The following is an 18,780-nucleotide window of genomic DNA, read 5'->3' as shown; positions in this document are numbered from 1 at the left end:
ACAATTTATTTTTTAAACTGATGAAAGCTAAAAGTTTATGATGGATTTAAGATCAATTTAATTGGGTCGTTTATCGCCATGATTTCTTCCCAACAATATGCAATCAATTAAAAAGAATCAAGAACAGATTAAATTAAAGCTAAAATGTAAATAATCGAATTGCAGCACTCAATTATTTTGTCTATGTGCTTATTTTTTAGGCAAATTCTTGAGCTGATCTAGTTCTGGATCCATTTTTACGGGGTTAGAAAATTCAAAATTATTAGTCGGTCTTGTTCCCCAGCGTGGATTACTGTACAGAATTGCTTCAATTTTGACGATTTCACTAGTCGGTACAAACGTAGTTAGTTGATTACCACTTCTTAATTTAGAAGTGTTTTCATCTAAATCATATCTACTAATATCAACTACTTTGACTGTCTCCTGACCTAACCAAGTATCCCAGAAGCCTATATATACCGTTTCATCATTCAAGGTGATCCTAACTTTTTCCCCTAGAGGGTAAGCTTTCAACTTATTAAAGTCGGTCGAGTATTGTTTGACTACCTCACCCGATAAATCATATTGGATAAACTTCATGAACTTTTTCTCCTTTCTTCAAGTGCCACATTTTATGAATTTATGTCTTTTTGACTGACCAGAAGCAAGCCTGAACAGAATCGCCGTCTACATTCCACTCACCATAATGTGAAGTAATATCAAATACTCACCACCGCGATTTTTCTTTCACGCGCTGTTGCTTTTTAGTTGACAGTCCCTCAAAACATTTATCCTCATTAATATTATATGTCGAGTATACTACCGTCCCACTAAATTGAACCATTGTACACCCGACTGTAGAAATAGGATATAGAGAACTCGACCCTCCAGCCAAAAAGCAAAAAGTGTACTAATTCCAATCATGCAGAAAGGGAAAAGTACACTCTTGATCATCATAAGCACTGATGTAAAAAGGTTTATCAGCTATTTTCCTATGCGTTCTAGGACCGTAACTGACTCCACGTGAACAGTTTGTGGAAATTGGTCAACAGGTTGAATTGGCTGATTAATTTGATAGCCATGCTCGCTAAATAATTTAGCATCCCTAGCTAAAGTGGCCGGGTTACAGGAAACGTAGATTAATCGTTGTGGCGACATTTCTGCCACACTTCGAATCAAACTTTCAGCTAGTCCTTTACGTGGCGGATCGACCACAATCACATCCGGCTTTAAGCCTTCCTTTTGCCATTTTGCAAGTTGTTCCTCTGCTTTACCAACCATAAATCGACAGTTAGTGATGTTATTTAGTTTGGCATTTCGTTTTGCATCCTCAATTGCTTCAGGAACAATTTCGACTCCGTAAACTTTTTTGACAACTTTAGCTAATGATAACGAAATTGTCCCAATGCCACAATAAGCATCAATTACCGTGTCATCCTTATTTAATTGGGCTTTTTGAATGGCTAATTGATAAAGCTTCTCTGTTTGAATCGGATTAACCTGATAAAATGAATTTGGTGAGATTTCAAAGGTCAGCCCCATTAGTTGATCAGTAATCGACCCTTTTCCCCAAAGAACCTTGTTTTTCTCTCCCATTAACGCATTTGTTGCTTTGGGATTAATGTTTTGAACGATACTTTTAACTTCTGGCAACTGTTCAACAATTTCAGAAACCAGATCTGATTGACTTGGTAACTTTTTACTCTTAGTGATTAACACGACCATCATCTCGTGTGAGTAGTGACCTCTTCGAACCATAATATTCCGAATGACGCCACGATGCGTTTGTTCATCATAGGGCGTTATCTGGAACTTTCTAAGGATGTCTCGAACAATCACTACCGCTTTATCAATCTCGGGATCCTGAATATAAAAGTCCTCAATTGGAACTAAATCATGAGAATGTTTTCGGTAAAAACCAGTTTGTAAGCGACCATTTAACATTCTGACAGGGATTTGCGCTTTGTTTCGATAATGGTAAGGGGTTTCCATCCCGATGGTCGGCGCAACTTCAACATCTAATTTCATCTTCGCAAAATCCGTTTGAATTTGATGTTGTTTAAACGTTAATTGGGCCGGATAAGCCAAATGCTGAAGCGGTGCAATCCCAGTTTGGGTATATGCGCCATCAATCGGCTTAACTCGATCCTGGCTCTGACGGATGATTTTAAGCGCTTTTCCAAATGCAAAATTTTTCTTGACCTTTGTAACCAAAATAGTAGCTAATTCTGTTGGTAAAGCATTTTCGACAAAAATTGGAAAATCGTCAATTTTCGCAACGCCTAATCCTTGATAGGATAAATCCGTCACCTCAACGTCGTATTTTTGATTTTTTTGAACAGGTACTTGTGTCTTCATTTTATTCACCTTTAATTAATCCATTTAAAAATAAAAATTGCGAGTCGAGAATTCGAATCGCAATTTTCTTCAACAACTTATTAAACTATTCTTTATCGGGTAACTTGTCAACACCTTTGACGAAGTTCTGCTCGACTTGTCTCATTTCATTAGTTTCATCAGAATAAGCATCATCTGGAATTTCATCAAGGTTGGCAAAAAATGTGATGTGTTGCCTTAAATCAACAAAAGTCATTGGCGCATCCCCACCGTATTCACCGTCAAGATTAATTAACATCCGATCATCGGTTTTAACAGGTTTGGCCATGACTTTACGCGTCTTTTTGTAAATAATTCGTGGATCATCAACGTGCCGGCCACCGTTAAACACCTTTGAAGCTAAGTGAAGAATTTCTACTAAATTACTGGTTTTTACAATAATTAACGTAAATTTTCCATCATCCAGTGATGCATCCGGAACGATTTGTTCAAATCCACCAACAGAATTAGTCAATGCCAAGAAGAACATCGATGCTTTTCCTTTAAATTCGCCTTCATCATATTTGATGTCCATTTCAATCGGCTTAATTCTTGGAAGGAGTTCAGCACCTTTAACCAAGTAAGCAAAATAGCCAAAGAAGGTTTTTAAATCTGATGGGACATCATACGTTAATTCAGTTAGTAAACCACCAGCCGCAATGTTAATGAAATAATTTTCACCAGCTCGGCCAATATCCATTTTGATCATCTGGTTCTTATAAATAATCTTGGCAGCTTCAACCGGGTCTTCACGCGGTATATGAAGTGCTCGTGCGTAATCATTAGTTGTTCCAGCAGGAATAATGGCCATTTGGGGACGCTTTTTTAGTGCTGCCACACCATTCGCAACTTCATTAATCGTCCCATCACCACCAGCCGCAACAATTAATTCAAACCCATCTTGGGCAGCTCGCCGTGCTTCGTTCTTTGCGGAATCCTTTTCCGGAGTGGTCGCAAAAGCGCTGGTTTCATATCCGGCGTGTTCGAAGACATCCAAGATATCAACCATTTTCTGCTTTAAAATTTCCCTTCCGGAAGTTGGATTATATATCACTCTTGCCCGTTTTCGCATCACAATTCCGACCTTCTACTTATTCATAGACTCTTTCAATAATTTATTGACAATCTGAGGGTTAGCCTTCCCGTGAGTTTCTTTCATGATTTGACCAACCAAGAAGCCGATTGCTCGATCCTTACCATTATGAAAGTCTTCCACAGACTGTGGGTTAGCTGCCACAACTTTATCAACAAGTGGTTGAAGTTGAGCAGGATCTGATAACTGAACCATGCCTTTTTCTTCAACAAACTTCTTCGGTTCCTCACCCTTAGTGATGGCCTTAAAGACCTTTTTGGCCATCTTTGAAGAAATCGTGCCGTCAGTAATCAACTTAATCATCGTTGCCAGATGCTCTGGAGTGATTTTAGTATTCTGAAGATCAACTTGATTATCATTGAGGTACTCATTAACGCTTCCTTGAAGATAATTGGCAGCTAATTTTGCATCAGCACCCGCACTAATCATTTGATCAAAGAAATCAGACATTTCCTTAGTTTGAGTTACCACCATTGCATCGTAATCAGTAATTCCTAATTCGTTAACGTAACGTTCACGACGCTTTGCCGGTGGTTCCGGTAATTCCTTAGCGATCTGATCAATCCACTCTTGAGAAATATTTAAAGCTGGTAAATCCGGTTCCGGGAAGTAGCGGTAATCATCAGAGCCTTCCTTAACCCGCATCAACTCAGTCTGACCTGTCGTTTCGTCGAACCGACGAGTCTCCTGTTGAATCGTTCCACCGGACATTAAGACACGCTGTTGGCGTTGCTCTTCATATTCCAAACTCTTTCGAACATAATTAAACGAGTTGATATTTTTCATTTCGACCTTTGTTCCAAACTCCTTTTGGCCAATCGGTCGAATTGAAATATTTGTATCCACTCGCATGGAACCCTCTTCCATTTTGACATCCGAAATGCCGGTAAATTGGACAATCTGTCTTAATTGTTCCAAGTAGGCATATGCTTCTTCAGGAGAAGTAATATCTGGTTTTGAAACAATTTCAATTAACGGGGTTCCTTGACGGTTTAAGTCCACAAAAGAATGTTCAGCTTCATGAGTGTTTTTACCAGCATCTTCCTCAATATGCATTTCCGCAATGCCGATTCTTTTCTTTTTGCCATCAATTTCAATTTCTACCCAGCCATCATGGGCAATCGGCTTTTCAGACTGCGTAATTTGATACGCTTTGGGGTTATCAGGATAAAAATAGTTCTTTCGATCAAAATGCGGATGACGTTGGATTTCAGCATGTAATGCCAAGCCTGCCATAATGCCATCGTGGACAACCCCCTTATTGGTGGTTGGCAATACACCAGGATATCCCCAATCAATCACATTCGTATTTGCGTTTGGTTGATCACCAAACTCAACAGGAGAAGGGCTAAAAATTTTTGACTTCGTTTTTAGTTCGACATGGACTTCCAACCCAATCGTTGTTTCAAAATTCATTAGTTGCTTCCTCCCATCTTTGGTGCTTGTTTTGAAAAATCTGTATCTTGTTCAAAGGCATTCCCAGCTTGATAGATTGTCAACTCATCATAAGGCCGGCCAATTAGTTGAACGCCAACTGGTAATCCTTTTGAAAAACCAGCAGGAATGGACATTCCTGGAAGACCGGCAAGGTTAACCGGTAAAGTTAAAACATCATTCATATACATCGTCATCGGATCGGAAACATCTTCCCCAATCCCATAAGCCGGCGTCGGTGCTGTTGGTGCCAAGATCAAATCATAGTCCTTAAAGACCTTGGTAAAGTCATTGATCATTAACGTTCGGACTTGTGCGGCTTTTTTGAAGTAAGCGTCATAAAAGCCGGCTGATAATGAGAATGTCCCTAACATAATTCGACGCTTAACCTCATCGCCAAAGCCTTCAGAACGTGATTTAACATAGAGTTCTTCTAAGTTTTTAACATCCTTAGCACGTCGACCATATCGAATCCCGTCAAATCGTTGCAGGTTTGATGAAGCTTCAGACGAAGAAATGATGTAATAAGCAGCAACCCCGTATTTCGTGTGCGGTAAGGACACTTCATCAACCGTTGCACCCAGCTTTTTAAAGGTGTCAGCTGTTTGATCAACAACTCGCTTCACATCTTCATCCAATCCTTGAGCCATAAACTCAGTTGGAATCCCAATTTTAAGTCCCTTAACGCCCTTGTTGAGTGTACTTGTGAAATCAGGAACCTCTTTGGTTGAAGAAGTCAGATCATGATCATCGTGACCGGCAATCACATTGAGCAATGTGGCATTATCAGGAACGTTTCTGGTGATCGGCCCAATTTGATCCAAACTGGAACCAAAAGCAATCAATCCCCATCTGGAAACTCGACCGTAAGTTGGTTTCATTCCGACAACCCCATTAAAAGATGCTGGCTGACGAATCGAACCACCTGTATCTGATCCCAAAGAAGCAATTACTTCTCCAGCTGCCACTGCTGCAGCTGAACCACCTGAAGAACCACCAGGAACCTTTGTTTTATCCCATGGGTTATGCGTCACTTTAAAAGCAGAGTTTTCAGTGGAACCCCCCATTGCAAACTCATCCATGTTGGTCTTACCGACGGTAATCGTCCCAGCCTGATTCATTTTCTGGGTGACGGTTGCGTCATAAATTGGCGTAAAGTTTTCTAATATTTTTGAAGCAGCCGTCGTTTTCAACCCTTTGGTAACAATGTTATCTTTAATCGCAACCGGCATACCAGATAATAGGTTATCTGATTCAATGCCCTTTTCATCAAGCTGTTTGGCTTGTGCCAAAGCATTCGTTTCGTTAAGCGCTAAAAACGCATTAATCTCACCGTCAACCTGTTTAATGTTATCCAAGGTTTGCTTGGTTAGTTCCGCGGCAGAAATGTCTTTGTTCACCAACTGCTTGTGAATGCTGGTCAAAGATTGATCAAAATAATTCATTATTCATTCGACCCACTTTCATCGATAATTGTTGGAACTCTGATATAACCATCTTGAGTATCTGGAGCATTATCAAGTAACGCCTGACGTTGGTGCCAATTATCGGCAATGTCTTCACGCATTACGTTGATCTGGTCGGTCACACTGCTTGTTGGCTCAACGCCATCAGTATCAACCTTGCTCAAAGTTTCAAATAAACCAATGATTTTGTCTAACTGGGTAGTGAAATAAGGTAATTGATTATCGTCAATCTTTAACTTGGCCAGTTGGGCAACGTGTTTTACTTGATCTTCGGAGATCTTTTCAGTCATTGATATCCTTCTCTCTTCTGAAAATTAGTAAATTTTAACAACAATGTTCATTTTAACATATTAACTGGGCAGATTTCTTACAAAATTAGTAACTGTTAAAGATATGAGCAGAAAACTTTTTCTCATTTGCCTTACGACTCAAGAAGCTTTGAATCCCCTCAGTCGACTGAACCGTAATATCAATAGGGGCATTAGCAGGCAAATATTTTTGAGCTGCACTTTGAATGTATTGAGTAAAGCTGATAATCTCTGTCTGACTGTAAAATTGGGTAGTGATATTAATATTCATCCCGTTAAGCGAGCCATCTGTATATTGTGCTTGGGCAGTAACACCGCTTAAATTAGGGAAGAAGGTTTGAACTTGTGACTTAAAGTTGTCAAAGGAATCCTCATCATTTTGACTTGGTCCCTTTTTGTTGGATTGCAGTGGAAAAACATAATTTTTTTGATTGACTTTTGTCCATTTATTAATCGTATTCGAACCACTATTATTAGTTGAATAAGCAAAAAAGTTACCGCCAACCAAACTATCATCAGAGGCCTGTTTATAAAGTGCAATGACAATCGGAATGTTTTTTAATTTTTTATTACTACGTAATCTTTGCAAAACTTGACCCGCAATTTTTTTACCTTCGCGACTGATTTGAGCATTCGAAATATGTGTTTCATAAGTCGGCCCATACTGTTTTTTCTTATAGTAATCAACAGAATTAATGGCCAACCCGACCGTCATTCCTTGAAGTTTCAAAGATTTACCATTTTGAGTCATAAAATCCTGTTCATTAATTTGTGACAGGTAAACCGGCGTTCTGGTGTTAGGGTTGGTTGATTTCGACTTTTTAGGATTCAAACCAGTTGGATTTGACTTTGATTTTCGTCCCAACCAGGCCTCAACTTTTTTGGTTGAGAGATACTGGCCCTCTTCAAAAACGTATTTCTTAGTAGAAAATTCCTTTTTAGAGATATCCAACAAGCCACTTTCAAATCCTTTAATATTAAATTGATTTGATTCCTGTTGAACACTGACACCTCGAGACTTACTAGTCTGATAATGACCGTTTTTAATGACTCCTTGATAATAACCGGTATTGGTTTGACCCGTTAACTGGGTTTTAGCTTTTGAGCTGCCGGAATTGCTTGTATCATTTGATAAATTATCAACGCTCCCACAGGCCGTCAGTAGAACTCCGGTTAAAAGTACCGAAAGTCCCAGAAATATTTTTTTCAAAATTAATTCCTCCATTGCTACTCTTCATCAGCCATTTCTTTTGCAAAGCGCGTCTCATCCCAAATTTCGATTCCAAGTTGCCGAGCACGATCATATTTACTGCCTGGGTCTTCTCCGACCACAACAATATCTGTTTTTTTGGAAACCGACCCACTCACCTTAGCACCATGATCTTCCAACCAATGAGTAGCTTCCGGACGAGTAATGTGCTGAAGCTTGCCGGTTAAAACCAATCGTTTCCCGTTAAAGACTGAATTTGATTCTTTGAGATCTTGATCCGTGGCTCCCAAATAGTTCATGTTGACGCCCACTTGCTTTAACTGATTAATGAGTTCCTTTGATTGCGTCATTGAAAAGTAAGTAACAACACTGTCCGCAATAATCATTCCCATTGTATCAATTTCAGCAATTTCTTGCGCTGATGCTGTCATAATCTTATCAATATTTTTAAAACGCTGAGCAATTAATCTGGCTGCCTTGGCACCAACATGACGAATGCCCAAGCCATATAATAAACGTTCACAAGAATTTTGCCGACTGTTATCGATTGCCGACAACAAGTTATTGGCTGATTTCTCGCCGAATTTATCCAACGTCATTAACTGGTCAAATGTTAAACTGTATAATCCGGCAACGTCAGTCAACATTCGTCTTTTAAATAACTGAGCAATAATTTTAGACCCCAAGCCATCAATATTCATGGCATCCCGTGAGGCGAAGTGAGTTAATCCTTCCTGCAGTTGAGCCGGACACTGCGGGTTAATACATCTTAGTGCAACCTCTTCATCGAGGTGAACCAATTCTGAACCACAAGATGGACACTTGGTCGGAATCTTATAAGGTTGGCTGTCAGCTGGTCGTTTTTCCTTAACATAAGTCGAAATTTCGGGAATAATATCACCGGCTTTATGCAGTTTGACAGTATCGCCAACCCGAATATCTTTCTCTTGAAGGTAGTCCGGATTATGCAACGATGCCCGACTAACGGTCGTTCCGGCAAGAATCACTTCGTCCATAACAGCGGTTGGCGTCACTACACCAGTTCGGCCAACGGTCCACTCGATGTCTCGGACTACTGTCTGGGCCTCTTCGGGTGGAAACTTATATGCAATTGCCCATCTCGGCACCTTAACTGTTGCACCAAGGGACTGCTGGAGTGGCAACGAATTAACCTTAATGACAATGCCATCTATCCCGTATGCTAATTGGTCACGTTTTTGAGTATATTTTTCAACATACTGATCAATTTCCGTCATGGTATGAGCTACTTGATAATCAGGATTAATTGTGAACCCTAATTCTTTTAATTCTACTAAAAGGCCACTCTGAGTATCAGCTTGTAAATCATCATAATTAGCCACATTATACATAAACGTACTAAGTTCTCGATGCGCCGTGACCCGGGGATTTAATTGACGTAAACTCCCGGCTGCAGCATTTCGAGGATTTGCAAACGGAGCTACCCCCTGAGTCTGCCGCTGTTGATTAAGTTTAACAAACGAAGACTTCGGCATATAGCATTCACCACGGACTTCAATCGTAATTGGCCGACTTAGTTTCTGAGGAATGGATTTAATCGTTTTTAGATTACGAGTAATGTCTTCGCCAATTTGACCATTTCCACGCGTTGAACCTTGAACCAGCCGACCATTTTCATATCGGAGTGAAATCGCCAAACCATCAATTTTTAATTCACAGTTATAGTCAAAGGGCACCTCATCAGCATTGGATAACCGATCAGCAAATGCTTTTAACTCGTCAATTGAAAAAACATCCCCCAAAGACAACATCGGAATATCATGAGGAACTTTTGTAAAGCCAGGAAGCGTACGATCGCCAACTTTTTGAGTTGGTGAATCCGGCGTTATAATTTGGGGAAACGCTTTTTCTAAATCTACCAATTGCTGATAGGCTTGATCATATACGGAATCTTCAACACTTGGTGAGTCGTACGTATAGTACTCATCTGCCCATTTATTTAACTTTTTCCGAAGTGCTTGAGCTGCTTGAGCTGCTTGCTCTTCGGTCATATTTTCAAAACCCACGCTAACACCTTCTGCTTGTTAATCATTAATTATTATCTGCTCAAATCTGATTGTTAATGGGTGGCAACCGTTTGATTATCCTACCAGGAACACCAACGACAACCGAGTTATCCGGAATGTCATGAGTAACAACACTCCCTGCGCCAACGACCACATTATGACCAATTGTTATACCGGGAAGAATGCTCACATTACCGCCAATCCACACGTCATCACCAATTTGAATCGATCGGCTAAACTGTTCACCTTGTCGTCGCTTAGGGCCTTCTAGTGGGTGACCCGTCACCGAGATCATCACATTTGGTCCACACATCACATGATTACCTATTCGGACATCCACATCATCAACAATGGTTAAATTAAAATTTGCATAAAAGTCATCGCCAATTGTGGTATTGCAACCATAAGATGTATAAAGTGGTCCCTCTATGAAGGGCCGACTACCAACGTGCTTAAACAGTTGCTTTATTACCGATTGTCGAATGGCTTCATCACTTGGGTCGGTATGATTAAATTTAAAGGACAGCCGCTTTCCGTTGAGCCGCTGCTTAGCTAGTTGCTCTGCATAGTTGACGTCAGTCGGATTTTTAAAACCCGATTCACGATAAACTTCGCCATTTCTCATTTGCTTTTCCAAACTCATATTTTCGTAACCTTTAGGATTCCTTAGTAATCGGGGCAAAAGCTGCTAACAAACGTTTAATGCCTTGTTGATTAAAAGCAATGTCTAATTCCATATCTTCTCCACTGCCTGAAATTTTTACAACCGTTCCAGTTCCCCATTTCTTATGAGAAACCTTATCGCCAACTGACCATGATGATCTGTTGGCACCAGTTTCCTTTGGTTTAACAACTCTTTGAGCAGGTCGATGATAAGTCGTTGCAGTTGCACGTCTGGTTCGACGATCAAACGGTGTCGAAGGAGCGGTTTCCCGCTGTTTAATATTTTCATAGTCAAGTAGCCCAGGTTCAATTTCTTTAATAAACCGAGATTCAGGGTTATTTTGACGTCGGCCATACAACATTCGTGAATAGGCGTTTGTTAAATATAACTTTTCCTTTGCTCTAGTAATGCCCACGTAAGCCAGTCGACGTTCCTCTTGTAATTCCGATTCTTGTTGAGAAGCTCGTCCCAAGGGAAAGAGTCCCTCTTCCATCCCCATCATAAAGACAACCGGGAATTCCAACCCTTTAGCAGCGTGCAACGTCATCAAAGTCACTTCAGCTGTATTTTCATCAACATCATCCTGATCAGAAACTAATGCCAAGTCACTTAAAAAGTTAACTAAATTATCTTGACCAGTTTGATCCGGATTATCTTGATCATATTTTTGAGTAACGGAAATAAATTCTTCCAAATTTTCTAAACGCGTCTGTGCTTGCAGAGAATTTTCTTTGGCGGCTTTGAGCGTACTTATATAGCCACTTTTATCAAGAATTTCTTCTGTTAATTCAGTAATTGTCATATTGGCCATCTTTTTAGCAGTGCTACTAATGAGCTGTTCAAAGGATGAAATTGACCGCTTAGCCCGCTTTGAAATTTCGTTAGCAAGATCAATATTTTTTGCAGCTTCAAGTAACGACCAATTATGATCGCCGGCAAACACCCGTAATTTTTCCAAACTTGTTTCGCCAATCCCACGTTTGGGTTCGTTAATCACCCGTTCGAAGCTCATCGAATCACGCGGATTTCCTAACAATGTTAAATAAGCTAAAGTATCACGAATTTCCTTTCGATCATAAAACTTATGCCCACCAACTATTGTATAAGGGATGTTCGCTTTTAAGAGCATTTCTTCAATAACTCGTGATTGGGCGTTTGTTCGATATAAAATTGAGAAGTCACCATAACTACGTTTGGACTTTTTCATTTCTTCTTGAATTTTGCTAACAATATATAACGCTTCATCACTTTCAGTTTGTCCGCGATAATAAGAAATCTTTTCGCCCTGAGCATTTTCTGTCCAAAGATTTTTATCTGCCCGATTTTGATTATTTGCAATCACTGAGTTAGCAGCATTTAAAATGGTTTTAGTGGAGCGATAATTTTGCTCGAGCAGCGTAACATGGGCATCCGGATAATCTTCTTTGAAATCCAAAATGTTTTGCATATTAGCACCACGCCAACCATAAATACTTTGATCGGCATCGCCCACTACACAGATATTTCGATTCTTTTTAGCCAAAGTGTTAACCAATCGATATTGTGCTTCATTCGTATCTTGATATTCATCAACATGAATATACTGAAACTTTTCTTGATAGTAAGCCAATACATCGGGAAATTGATCAAACAGCTCAATCGTCATCATAATTAAGTCGTCAAAATCAAGTGATTCATTTTGACGTAATTCGTCTTGATAACGTTTGTAAACCTTAGCAACGATTTGGTCAAATGCACTAACCGCCCGAGATTCAAAAGCCTTAGGAGTTAACAGATCATTTTTTGCATTTGAGATTGAAAACAGAATCGACCGTGGATCGAATTTCTTAGGATCAATGTTCAACTCCCTTAGAACTCGTTTGATTAAGGTTCTTTGTTCACTGGTATCTGCAATTGTAAACGCCCGGTTAAATCCTAATTGATCGATATAACGTCGTAAAATACGCACACAGAGAGCATGAAAGGTTGAGACCCATACGTCATTGCCATCTTCATCAAGTAGCTTAGAAACCCGCTCACGCATTTCACGGGCTGCCTTATTGGTAAACGTGATTGCCAAAATATTCCAAGGTAATACCTGATCATGTTCAATCAAATAAGCAATTCGATGTGTTAATACACGTGTCTTGCCACTACCTGCTCCTGCCATGATCAAAACTGGGCCTTGCGTATGAACAACGGCATCTCGTTGGTCTTTATTTAAACCCTTTAGTAAACTATCTTCTATCACTGATTATTCCATCCTCTCAAAAGTATCCAATTAATTATACCAAATATACGTTTGGCCGTCTCGCCTTTGATCATAAAAGTAATCTTTTTAAATTTACCCAGCATTCATATTGAAATTTTAACACCGCACCAAACTTTATTTAATCACACTATTTGAGTTACTAATAACTTAAATGACAAACTTAAACAATTTTAAAAACGAGCTCAATCGCACAAAAAAAGTCGGAAATTCCGACAAGTTTTAATTTTTCTCGTATTTTGATTTAAAGTCAATATCTTTCCAAATACTGGTTGCTTCAATCTTCATCAAAGTATCCGAGATTGATTTAGTAGGAATCAGAATATGACCAACCCGCTCATCGGCATCCTCGGTTTTGTTACCATAAAAGGAAAAATGCCAATTCCCTTTTATGACCCATTGAGTTTTAACACGCTGATATTCTTTTTGTCTAATTGCTTGAAAAACCGTTGGCATTACTGCAGTAGCTTCAGCTAATGGTAAACCTGCAATGGCCCGAATATGTTGTTCAAACTCATTAACATTGGCCGCGTAATCAAAAAGAAAACCGGCAGGGCTTAATGTTGGTGCAACCCGATTAACATAAATCGAACCACTCTTTGCCAAAAAAAGTGAGACCTCAAACGTACCAACGTAATCAATATTTTTGGCAATTTCATTTGTAATTCGATTCATTTCCTTTTCGACTGCCGGATCAAGTTTAACTGGTGTAAAAGCCGTCATAATTTGTTTGCCATCATAAATGACTTCAACAATTGGAAATACAACTGTTTTACCATCGGTTTGTCGAGTCACAATGATTGAATAATCTGTATCATGTTCAACAAATGATTCCATAACATAAGTCCCGGAATCCAGCAACCCGGAAGCTGTCACAATATCAGCCTGATTTCTAATCACCAGTTCCTTATCACCCAACAATCCCCTTTGAATTGGCTTTAAAATGGCTGGATAACCAATTGAGTTAATCGATTGGTAAATATCTTCAAGCGTTACAATCGTCGCGTAAGGTGCCATATTAATATTAAGGGTTTCAAAAAAGCTACGCTCGATCAATCGATCTTTAATGATATCCAACAAAGCGCCTCCTTGGGGAACCGAAGTGAATTGAGAAATATACCGAATAACCGCCGAATCAATTGACGGGCTATTATAGACCACAACATCACAACGTTCTGCAAACATCTTCAAAGTCTGCTTGTCATCCATAGAGCCAATATATTTATAGTCTGCCAAACGAACTGTTTCACTGTTTTCATTTGAACTGTACATACCGATTTTAAAGCCCATTTTTTTTGCGATGTAAAGGAGCGCCGGACTACTAATACTATCACCTAAGATTCCAATTGTTTGATCAGGATATAAGATGTCTGCTTCTGTCAATGGTTTCACTACTTTCATATCTCGAATACTTGGAGTGAACGGAAGGGCCACTTACTTGCCCACCGTTTAATAAATGCCTAATAACACGAATTTATTGTACTACTTTATTGTTTAGTCAACAAAAGTTACCTTACCATCGCTTAGGGAAGCAATTCTTGCCAAAGATTCCAACCTTACTCCGGATTTTTCAATAAGCGTATGACCCTTTTGAAAACTCTTTTCAATCACAATTCCAATTCCGGCCACTGAAACATTCGCCAACTTGGCAATTTCCAACAGCCCCTGAACGGCCTGCCCATTGGCTAAGAAATCGTCAATGATTAAAATTCGATCACCAGCATTTAAAAAGCGCTTATCAACACTAATATCATTGCTAACCTGCTTTGTATATGAATAAACACTAGCCGTATACAAATTATCTGTTAGGGTTAATGATTTATGCTTACGAGCGAAAATCAACGGAACGCCTAAATGAATCGCTGTTGTTAAAGCAGGCGCAATCCCTGAGGATTCCACTGTAACAACCTTCGTAATTTTTTCGTTTTTGAACAGTCTTGCGAATTCAACCCCAATTTTGTCCATAAGTTGTGAATCCACTTGATGATTTAAAAAATTGTCAACTTTTAGTACATTTCCTGGTAATACAGTGCCATCTTCAACAATGCGCTTCTTCAATAAATCCATGAGTTGCATTCCTTTCTAGTCATCAAATTGATATAATTTGTAATTCTTAATAAGTGAAATAAGTTTTTCAGTGTACGTTGGGTCCGTTGCGTAACCATCCTTTTCAAGTCCTCGGGCAGCTTGGATATAATTATCCGCCGACACAACATCCCGGTATTGATCCGGGTTCCATTTAGTCCCGTAAGCCAACAATTTGGCATGTTCTGCCAACGATTCATTCCAACTATTGTAAGCCTCAAAACGCGCTTTAACCGTCACATAGTGCCCGTTTACATATTCCTGGGTGTCCAAATAAACTGATTTGGTATTTGAGCTTTGCGCCTTTACGCCAAAAAGATTATGGTACTTACTTGAAAGCTGGCTTGTCCCCCAATCAGATTCAAGAATTGCCTGTGCAATCGTGATACTGGGTAAAATATTATATTGTCCCTGAAGCAGCTGGGCTTGTGGTGCCAGTTGATTAATAAATTTACGGTGTTGAGCCGCTAATTGACTTCTTGCGTCATCAACTCGTTGTGGACTTGAAACATCTGATGACAACATTTTAAATCCCAAAACAATCATTAATCCAAAGGCAATTAGAACTAACATCACAATAATATTTGATGTTTGTTTCCGACGCTTTCGCCGATTACTATACTTTGCCAATTCAACCTCAAACTTTCCGACTATCAAAACTAATTCTAACGATATTTTTCAATAAAGACAATTGATAATTTAAACTTGGTGACATTTTTTAAAAGTGTTAACTCAAATCTATCATGAGTATCTTTCCAATGATGGACCACTCAGCACTAAACTATCGTCAGATAATCGTTAAGGTGGCCTTTTTCATTGACAAATTCCACAATATCGGTTATGTTATCATCTGACACTTAAAATCTGGAGATGTAAACCTATGGCTAAAAACACCGAAGTATCAGCAGCACAATCAAAATTTCACGTTGGCGACGAGGTTTCATTCAAGATTGAAAAGCGAACGTTTAAAGGCTTTATTGATAAAAGCTACACGAACTCCTTTTTGATCACATTTGAATCTGATGATCCCGAAATAATTGATAAATACCACAAGAAAGTTGTCATCAATAACCGGCACTTGAAAATGATCAAAGCTGCGCCGAAAATTAAAGATACGGATGATGACAAAGAAACCAAGAGCACTAAATCATCCAAAAAGAAATAAGTCATTTAAAAAGTCGTCCGATAATTTTCGGCGGCTTTTTTATAACTGGACTCAATTTAATCGTCCTTTTAATACTTTTTGAAGTGGCATCACAATTAATGGCGTAACGATCCCACTAAAAATTGCTTCAGGAATACCGTTTGTTCCAACTACTCCAAGTAAATATGGCAGCAAATCTTTAATATTTATTTGATAAAGTTGGGGTGTCTTTGCTTTATAAAACAGATAAATCAATCCCAATACTAAAATTGTGTTTGTAAGTGAGCCAAGAACAGCAGCAATTGAAATACTGACCGATTGCTGCTTAAGGCGCTTTGAAAGTGTTTGATAAGTAACACCTGCAACGATTCCAATTAAAATTCTTGGCAGTACAGAGACGACTGGATTGACAAAAACAATTGTTGCTAACGGACTAGTTGGCCAGACATAGGCCCGGATAAAAGTAATCAGCCCCCACACACCACCGATAATTGCACCATCCCTGGTGCCCATCAAAATAGTTGCAATAACAACTGTTGCTGAAATGATTGTAATATCAAGTGGTCCAATCGGAATATAACCAATTAAAGGGATTGAAGTTTGTAAGATTATGATAGCGATAAACATTGCTAATAGATTGAATCTGAGTGTCTTTTTCTTATCAGCCATCCTTTAACCCTCCATTTCGATGGCTATATTATACCAAATTATCGCTGCTTCCCTTACTATTAAAATTGGGCTTATGCTTTTTTTAGACATTTTAAAAAGAAGGCAAACACTATTTTGGTAGATCCAAAATAATTGATTGCCTTCTTTTTAAAATTTTTAAGCGAAAAATTATTATTTTGATATTTGAAATAAAGAATATTAACGCTTTGAAAATTGTGAAGCCTTACGAGCTTTCTTAAGACCTGGCTTCTTACGTTCTTTCATTCGAGCATCACGAGTTAATAAACCGGCACGCTTTAATGGTCCACGAAAATCTGGATCAACTGCCAGTAATGCACGAGCAATCCCATGACGAGTTGCACCGGCTTGACCAGAGAAGCCACCACCGTTAACATTAACAAGTGTGTCATAATTTCCAAGTGTCTCAGTTACATTAAATGGTTGTACAACCACTTCACGTAAGTTTGCAAATGGAATGTAATCTTCAATTGCTTTATCATTCATAATAATTTTGCCAGTTCCCGGTACCAAACGTACACGAGCAACCGAGTCTTTACGACGGCCAGTGCCGCGATATTGTACTTGAGCCAAAGTGAGTTCCTCCTTAAATTAGGTTCTTAATGTCTAATGTTTCTGGTTTTTGTGCTTGATGATCATGTTCAGGACCTGCATAGACATGCAACTTCAAACCGATCTTATGACCTAACGTTCCATGAGGAAGCATCCCTTTAACTGATGTCTCAATAAGCTTTTCTGGGTTCTTTTCACGGAACTCACCAGCTGTTTTTTGCTTTAAACCACCAATGAAGCGAGTATGGTGATAATAGATTTTATTTTTATCTTTACGACCTGTTAATCCTACTTTGCTGGCATTGATTACAATGACATTGTCCCCAGTATCAACATTTGGGGTATAAGTAGGTTTATTTTTACCTTTTAAAATTGAAGCGACTACTGATGAGAGACGACCTAATGATACATCTGTTGCGTCCACAACGTACCATTTACGCTCTACTTCACCAGGTTTTGCCATATAAGTTGTACGCACGTTATATTCCTCCAAGTCTGTGTTTGTTCGACACCAAATAAGTTTCCGGGGCTCATCGTGGGGCAAACAATACCAACTAACATAATACTAATAATTTTGATAAAAGTCAATCTGTTTCTCGATTTACGCTGAGAAACTTAACCTAATTTTTGTTGTGTTAGCTTCTCATTAATCTTTGCTTTCAGGTCACAACAACTTTCTATTAACGCCAACGTTTTACTAACTTAGTTGGATGAGCCGGGTCATCACCCTCATAAAAAACTTGTTTAAGATAAAGGCCAGACGCTGGCATCGTTCTCCTGGCCTGATTTCGATCTTTCACCTTATATAAACGTTGTATATCGCCTTCGGGCCTCATTCCCGATCCAATTTCAGCCACTACACCAACTATAATTCGAACCATATTATACAAAAAGCCATTCCCGTAAAATTCCAATTGTAACTCGTCCTTAGTTGAATTTAACTGAGCAGTTGCAGAATAAATAGTTCGGATATTCGATCGAGCTGTTGATCCCGAAGCCACAAAACTCGTAAAATCGTGCTCTCCCTCTAAATCAACTAATGCCCGTTTTACTTTTTCCAAATTAATTGGGAACTTCCAGTGTCCAGTATAATTTCTTTTAAATGGATTTTGAAATTCGCCAAGGTACATTCTATAAATATATTTTTTTCCAGAAACATCATAACGAGCATGAAATTGCTGACTTACCCGTTCAACTTTGGTAACTTCCATGTCTAATGGCAGCATACTATTTAATCCCTTATAAACAGCTTGAGTGGGTAAATCAAACGGAAAATCAAAATGGGCTACTTGAGCGATTGCGTGGACGCCGGCATCCGTTCTACCGGAACCATAAATAATAATTGGTGGATCGGGCTTTTTGGCCATCACATTAACTTTCTGAGTTAAAACTCCTTCAACCGTTCTCTGATTAGGTTGTCTTTCAAACCCACTGAATTTCGTACCATCATACATAAATGTTACTTTATAACGACTTGTAATTGTAATCA

18 protein-coding genes are annotated in these 18,780 nt (G+C 39.0%); 1 reads left to right on the top strand and 17 read right to left on the bottom strand.

Annotation, left to right across the window (positions count from 1 at the left end):
- Nucleotides 1-189: 189 nt before the first annotated feature.
- The 13 genes from ED605_RS10700 to ED605_RS10640 all read right to left on the bottom strand — a co-directional run bounded on the left by ED605_RS10700 (nucleotide 190) and on the right by ED605_RS10640 (nucleotide 15,538).
- Nucleotides 190-579: a hypothetical protein gene (locus ED605_RS10700; protein WP_121978878.1), complete on the bottom strand. Its 390-nt coding sequence runs from the start codon at nucleotides 577-579 to the stop codon at nucleotides 190-192.
- A gap of 384 nt (nucleotides 580-963) precedes the next feature.
- Nucleotides 964-2,337, bottom strand: a complete 1,374-nt coding sequence (gene rlmD, locus ED605_RS10695; RefSeq protein WP_121978877.1) for a 23S rRNA (uracil(1939)-C(5))-methyltransferase RlmD — start codon at nucleotides 2,335-2,337, stop codon at nucleotides 964-966.
- 85 nt (nucleotides 2,338-2,422) lie between these two features.
- A complete protein-coding gene (locus ED605_RS10690) occupies nucleotides 2,423-3,427 on the bottom strand; it encodes a diacylglycerol kinase (protein ID WP_121978876.1) in 1,005 nt (334 codons plus the stop codon).
- Nucleotides 3,428-3,442: 15 nt separating this feature from the next.
- Nucleotides 3,443-4,864 carry an Asp-tRNA(Asn)/Glu-tRNA(Gln) amidotransferase subunit GatB gene (gene gatB, locus ED605_RS10685; protein ID WP_121978875.1) on the bottom strand — a complete coding sequence of 474 codons (1,422 nt, stop codon included), beginning with the start codon at nucleotides 4,862-4,864 and terminating at the stop codon, nucleotides 3,443-3,445.
- On the bottom strand, nucleotides 4,864-6,327 hold the full coding sequence (gene gatA, locus ED605_RS10680) for an Asp-tRNA(Asn)/Glu-tRNA(Gln) amidotransferase subunit GatA (RefSeq protein ID WP_121978874.1): 1,464 nt from the start codon (nucleotides 6,325-6,327) through the stop codon (nucleotides 4,864-4,866). The genes gatB and gatA overlap by 1 nt, the downstream gene beginning before the upstream one ends.
- Nucleotides 6,327-6,638 (bottom strand): Asp-tRNA(Asn)/Glu-tRNA(Gln) amidotransferase subunit GatC, encoded by a 312-nt coding sequence (gene gatC / locus ED605_RS10675; protein WP_121978873.1) that lies wholly within the window; start codon nucleotides 6,636-6,638, stop codon nucleotides 6,327-6,329. Before gatC ends, gatA begins: the two co-directional genes overlap by 1 nt.
- A gap of 85 nt (nucleotides 6,639-6,723) precedes the next feature.
- Entirely contained in the window at nucleotides 6,724-7,866 is a 1,143-nt protein-coding gene (locus tag ED605_RS10670) for a CamS family sex pheromone protein (RefSeq protein WP_121978933.1), read from the bottom strand.
- Nucleotides 7,867-7,883: 17 nt separating this feature from the next.
- Nucleotides 7,884-9,911 (bottom strand): NAD-dependent DNA ligase LigA, encoded by a 2,028-nt coding sequence (gene ligA / locus ED605_RS10665; protein WP_121978872.1) that lies wholly within the window; start codon nucleotides 9,909-9,911, stop codon nucleotides 7,884-7,886.
- Nucleotides 9,912-9,951: 40 nt separating this feature from the next.
- Entirely contained in the window at nucleotides 9,952-10,554 is a 603-nt protein-coding gene (locus ED605_RS10660; protein ID WP_121978871.1) for a sugar O-acetyltransferase, read from the bottom strand.
- A 13-nt stretch (nucleotides 10,555-10,567) separates the two neighbouring features.
- A complete protein-coding gene (gene pcrA / locus ED605_RS10655; protein ID WP_121978870.1) occupies nucleotides 10,568-12,805 on the bottom strand; it encodes a DNA helicase PcrA in 2,238 nt (745 codons plus the stop codon).
- A gap of 240 nt (nucleotides 12,806-13,045) precedes the next feature.
- Nucleotides 13,046-14,206, bottom strand: coding sequence for an ATP-grasp domain-containing protein (locus ED605_RS10650; RefSeq protein ID WP_121978932.1), 1,161 nt, complete (start codon nucleotides 14,204-14,206; stop codon nucleotides 13,046-13,048).
- Between the two features lie 111 nt (nucleotides 14,207-14,317).
- The gene (locus tag ED605_RS10645; RefSeq protein ID WP_121978869.1) at nucleotides 14,318-14,890 is read right to left on the bottom strand and encodes a xanthine phosphoribosyltransferase; all 573 of its coding nucleotides are present in this window, start codon (nucleotides 14,888-14,890) and stop codon (nucleotides 14,318-14,320) included.
- Between the two features lie 15 nt (nucleotides 14,891-14,905).
- On the bottom strand, nucleotides 14,906-15,538 hold the full coding sequence (locus ED605_RS10640; protein WP_503100502.1) for a glycoside hydrolase family 73 protein: 633 nt from the start codon (nucleotides 15,536-15,538) through the stop codon (nucleotides 14,906-14,908).
- Nucleotides 15,539-15,788: 250 nt separating this feature from the next.
- Here ED605_RS10640 and ED605_RS10635 point away from each other — a divergent pair, with 250 nt between their 5' ends.
- The gene (locus tag ED605_RS10635) at nucleotides 15,789-16,073 is read left to right on the top strand and encodes a DUF2187 domain-containing protein (RefSeq protein WP_121978868.1); all 285 of its coding nucleotides are present in this window, start codon (nucleotides 15,789-15,791) and stop codon (nucleotides 16,071-16,073) included.
- A 51-nt stretch (nucleotides 16,074-16,124) separates the two neighbouring features.
- Here the strand turns inward: ED605_RS10635 and ED605_RS10630 are convergent, their stop codons facing one another.
- From ED605_RS10630 to truA, 4 genes are all read right to left on the bottom strand, one after another.
- Nucleotides 16,125-16,721 (bottom strand): ECF transporter S component, encoded by a 597-nt coding sequence (locus ED605_RS10630; RefSeq protein WP_121978867.1) that lies wholly within the window; start codon nucleotides 16,719-16,721, stop codon nucleotides 16,125-16,127.
- Between the two features lie 198 nt (nucleotides 16,722-16,919).
- Complete coding sequence (gene rpsI / locus ED605_RS10625) at nucleotides 16,920-17,312, bottom strand: 30S ribosomal protein S9 (protein ID WP_013728473.1); 393 nt, start codon at nucleotides 17,310-17,312, stop codon at nucleotides 16,920-16,922.
- A 13-nt stretch (nucleotides 17,313-17,325) separates the two neighbouring features.
- The gene (gene rplM / locus ED605_RS10620) at nucleotides 17,326-17,769 is read right to left on the bottom strand and encodes a 50S ribosomal protein L13 (protein ID WP_121978866.1); all 444 of its coding nucleotides are present in this window, start codon (nucleotides 17,767-17,769) and stop codon (nucleotides 17,326-17,328) included.
- A gap of 202 nt (nucleotides 17,770-17,971) precedes the next feature.
- The gene (gene truA, locus ED605_RS10615; protein ID WP_225419112.1) at nucleotides 17,972-18,745 is read right to left on the bottom strand and encodes a tRNA pseudouridine(38-40) synthase TruA; all 774 of its coding nucleotides are present in this window, start codon (nucleotides 18,743-18,745) and stop codon (nucleotides 17,972-17,974) included.
- Between the last annotated feature and the right edge of the window lie 35 nt (nucleotides 18,746-18,780).

The sequence above is a fragment of the Lentilactobacillus raoultii genome (genome assembly GCF_900411375.1).
Classification (GTDB): domain Bacteria; phylum Bacillota; class Bacilli; order Lactobacillales; family Lactobacillaceae; genus Lentilactobacillus; species Lentilactobacillus raoultii.
Note: the sequence above shows the minus strand (reverse complement) of the source record. Positions and strands in the feature narration are given on the sequence as shown.

Coding starts and splice junctions, on each gene's coding strand:
- ED605_RS10700 (WP_121978878.1), bottom strand. CDS start 579: ATGAAGTTTATCCAATATGATTTATCGGGTGAGGTAGTCAAACAATAC.
- gatB (WP_121978875.1), bottom strand. CDS start 4,864: ATGAATTTTGAAACAACGATTGGGTTGGAAGTCCATGTCGAACTAAAA.
- ED605_RS10645 (WP_121978869.1), bottom strand. CDS start 14,890: ATGGATTTATTGAAGAAGCGCATTGTTGAAGATGGCACTGTATTACCA.
- truA (WP_225419112.1), bottom strand. CDS start 18,745: ATGTATGATGGTACGAAATTCAGTGGGTTTGAAAGACAACCTAATCAG.
- ED605_RS10635 (WP_121978868.1), top strand. CDS start 15,789: ATGGCTAAAAACACCGAAGTATCAGCAGCACAATCAAAATTTCACGTT.
- ED605_RS10630 (WP_121978867.1), bottom strand. CDS start 16,721: ATGGCTGATAAGAAAAAGACACTCAGATTCAATCTATTAGCAATGTTT.
- gatC (WP_121978873.1), bottom strand. CDS start 6,638: ATGACTGAAAAGATCTCCGAAGATCAAGTAAAACACGTTGCCCAACTG.
- ED605_RS10660 (WP_121978871.1), bottom strand. CDS start 10,554: ATGAGTTTGGAAAAGCAAATGAGAAATGGCGAAGTTTATCGTGAATCG.
- rlmD (WP_121978877.1), bottom strand. CDS start 2,337: ATGAAGACACAAGTACCTGTTCAAAAAAATCAAAAATACGACGTTGAG.
- ED605_RS10690 (WP_121978876.1), bottom strand. CDS start 3,427: ATGCGAAAACGGGCAAGAGTGATATATAATCCAACTTCCGGAAGGGAA.
- gatA (WP_121978874.1), bottom strand. CDS start 6,327: ATGAATTATTTTGATCAATCTTTGACCAGCATTCACAAGCAGTTGGTG.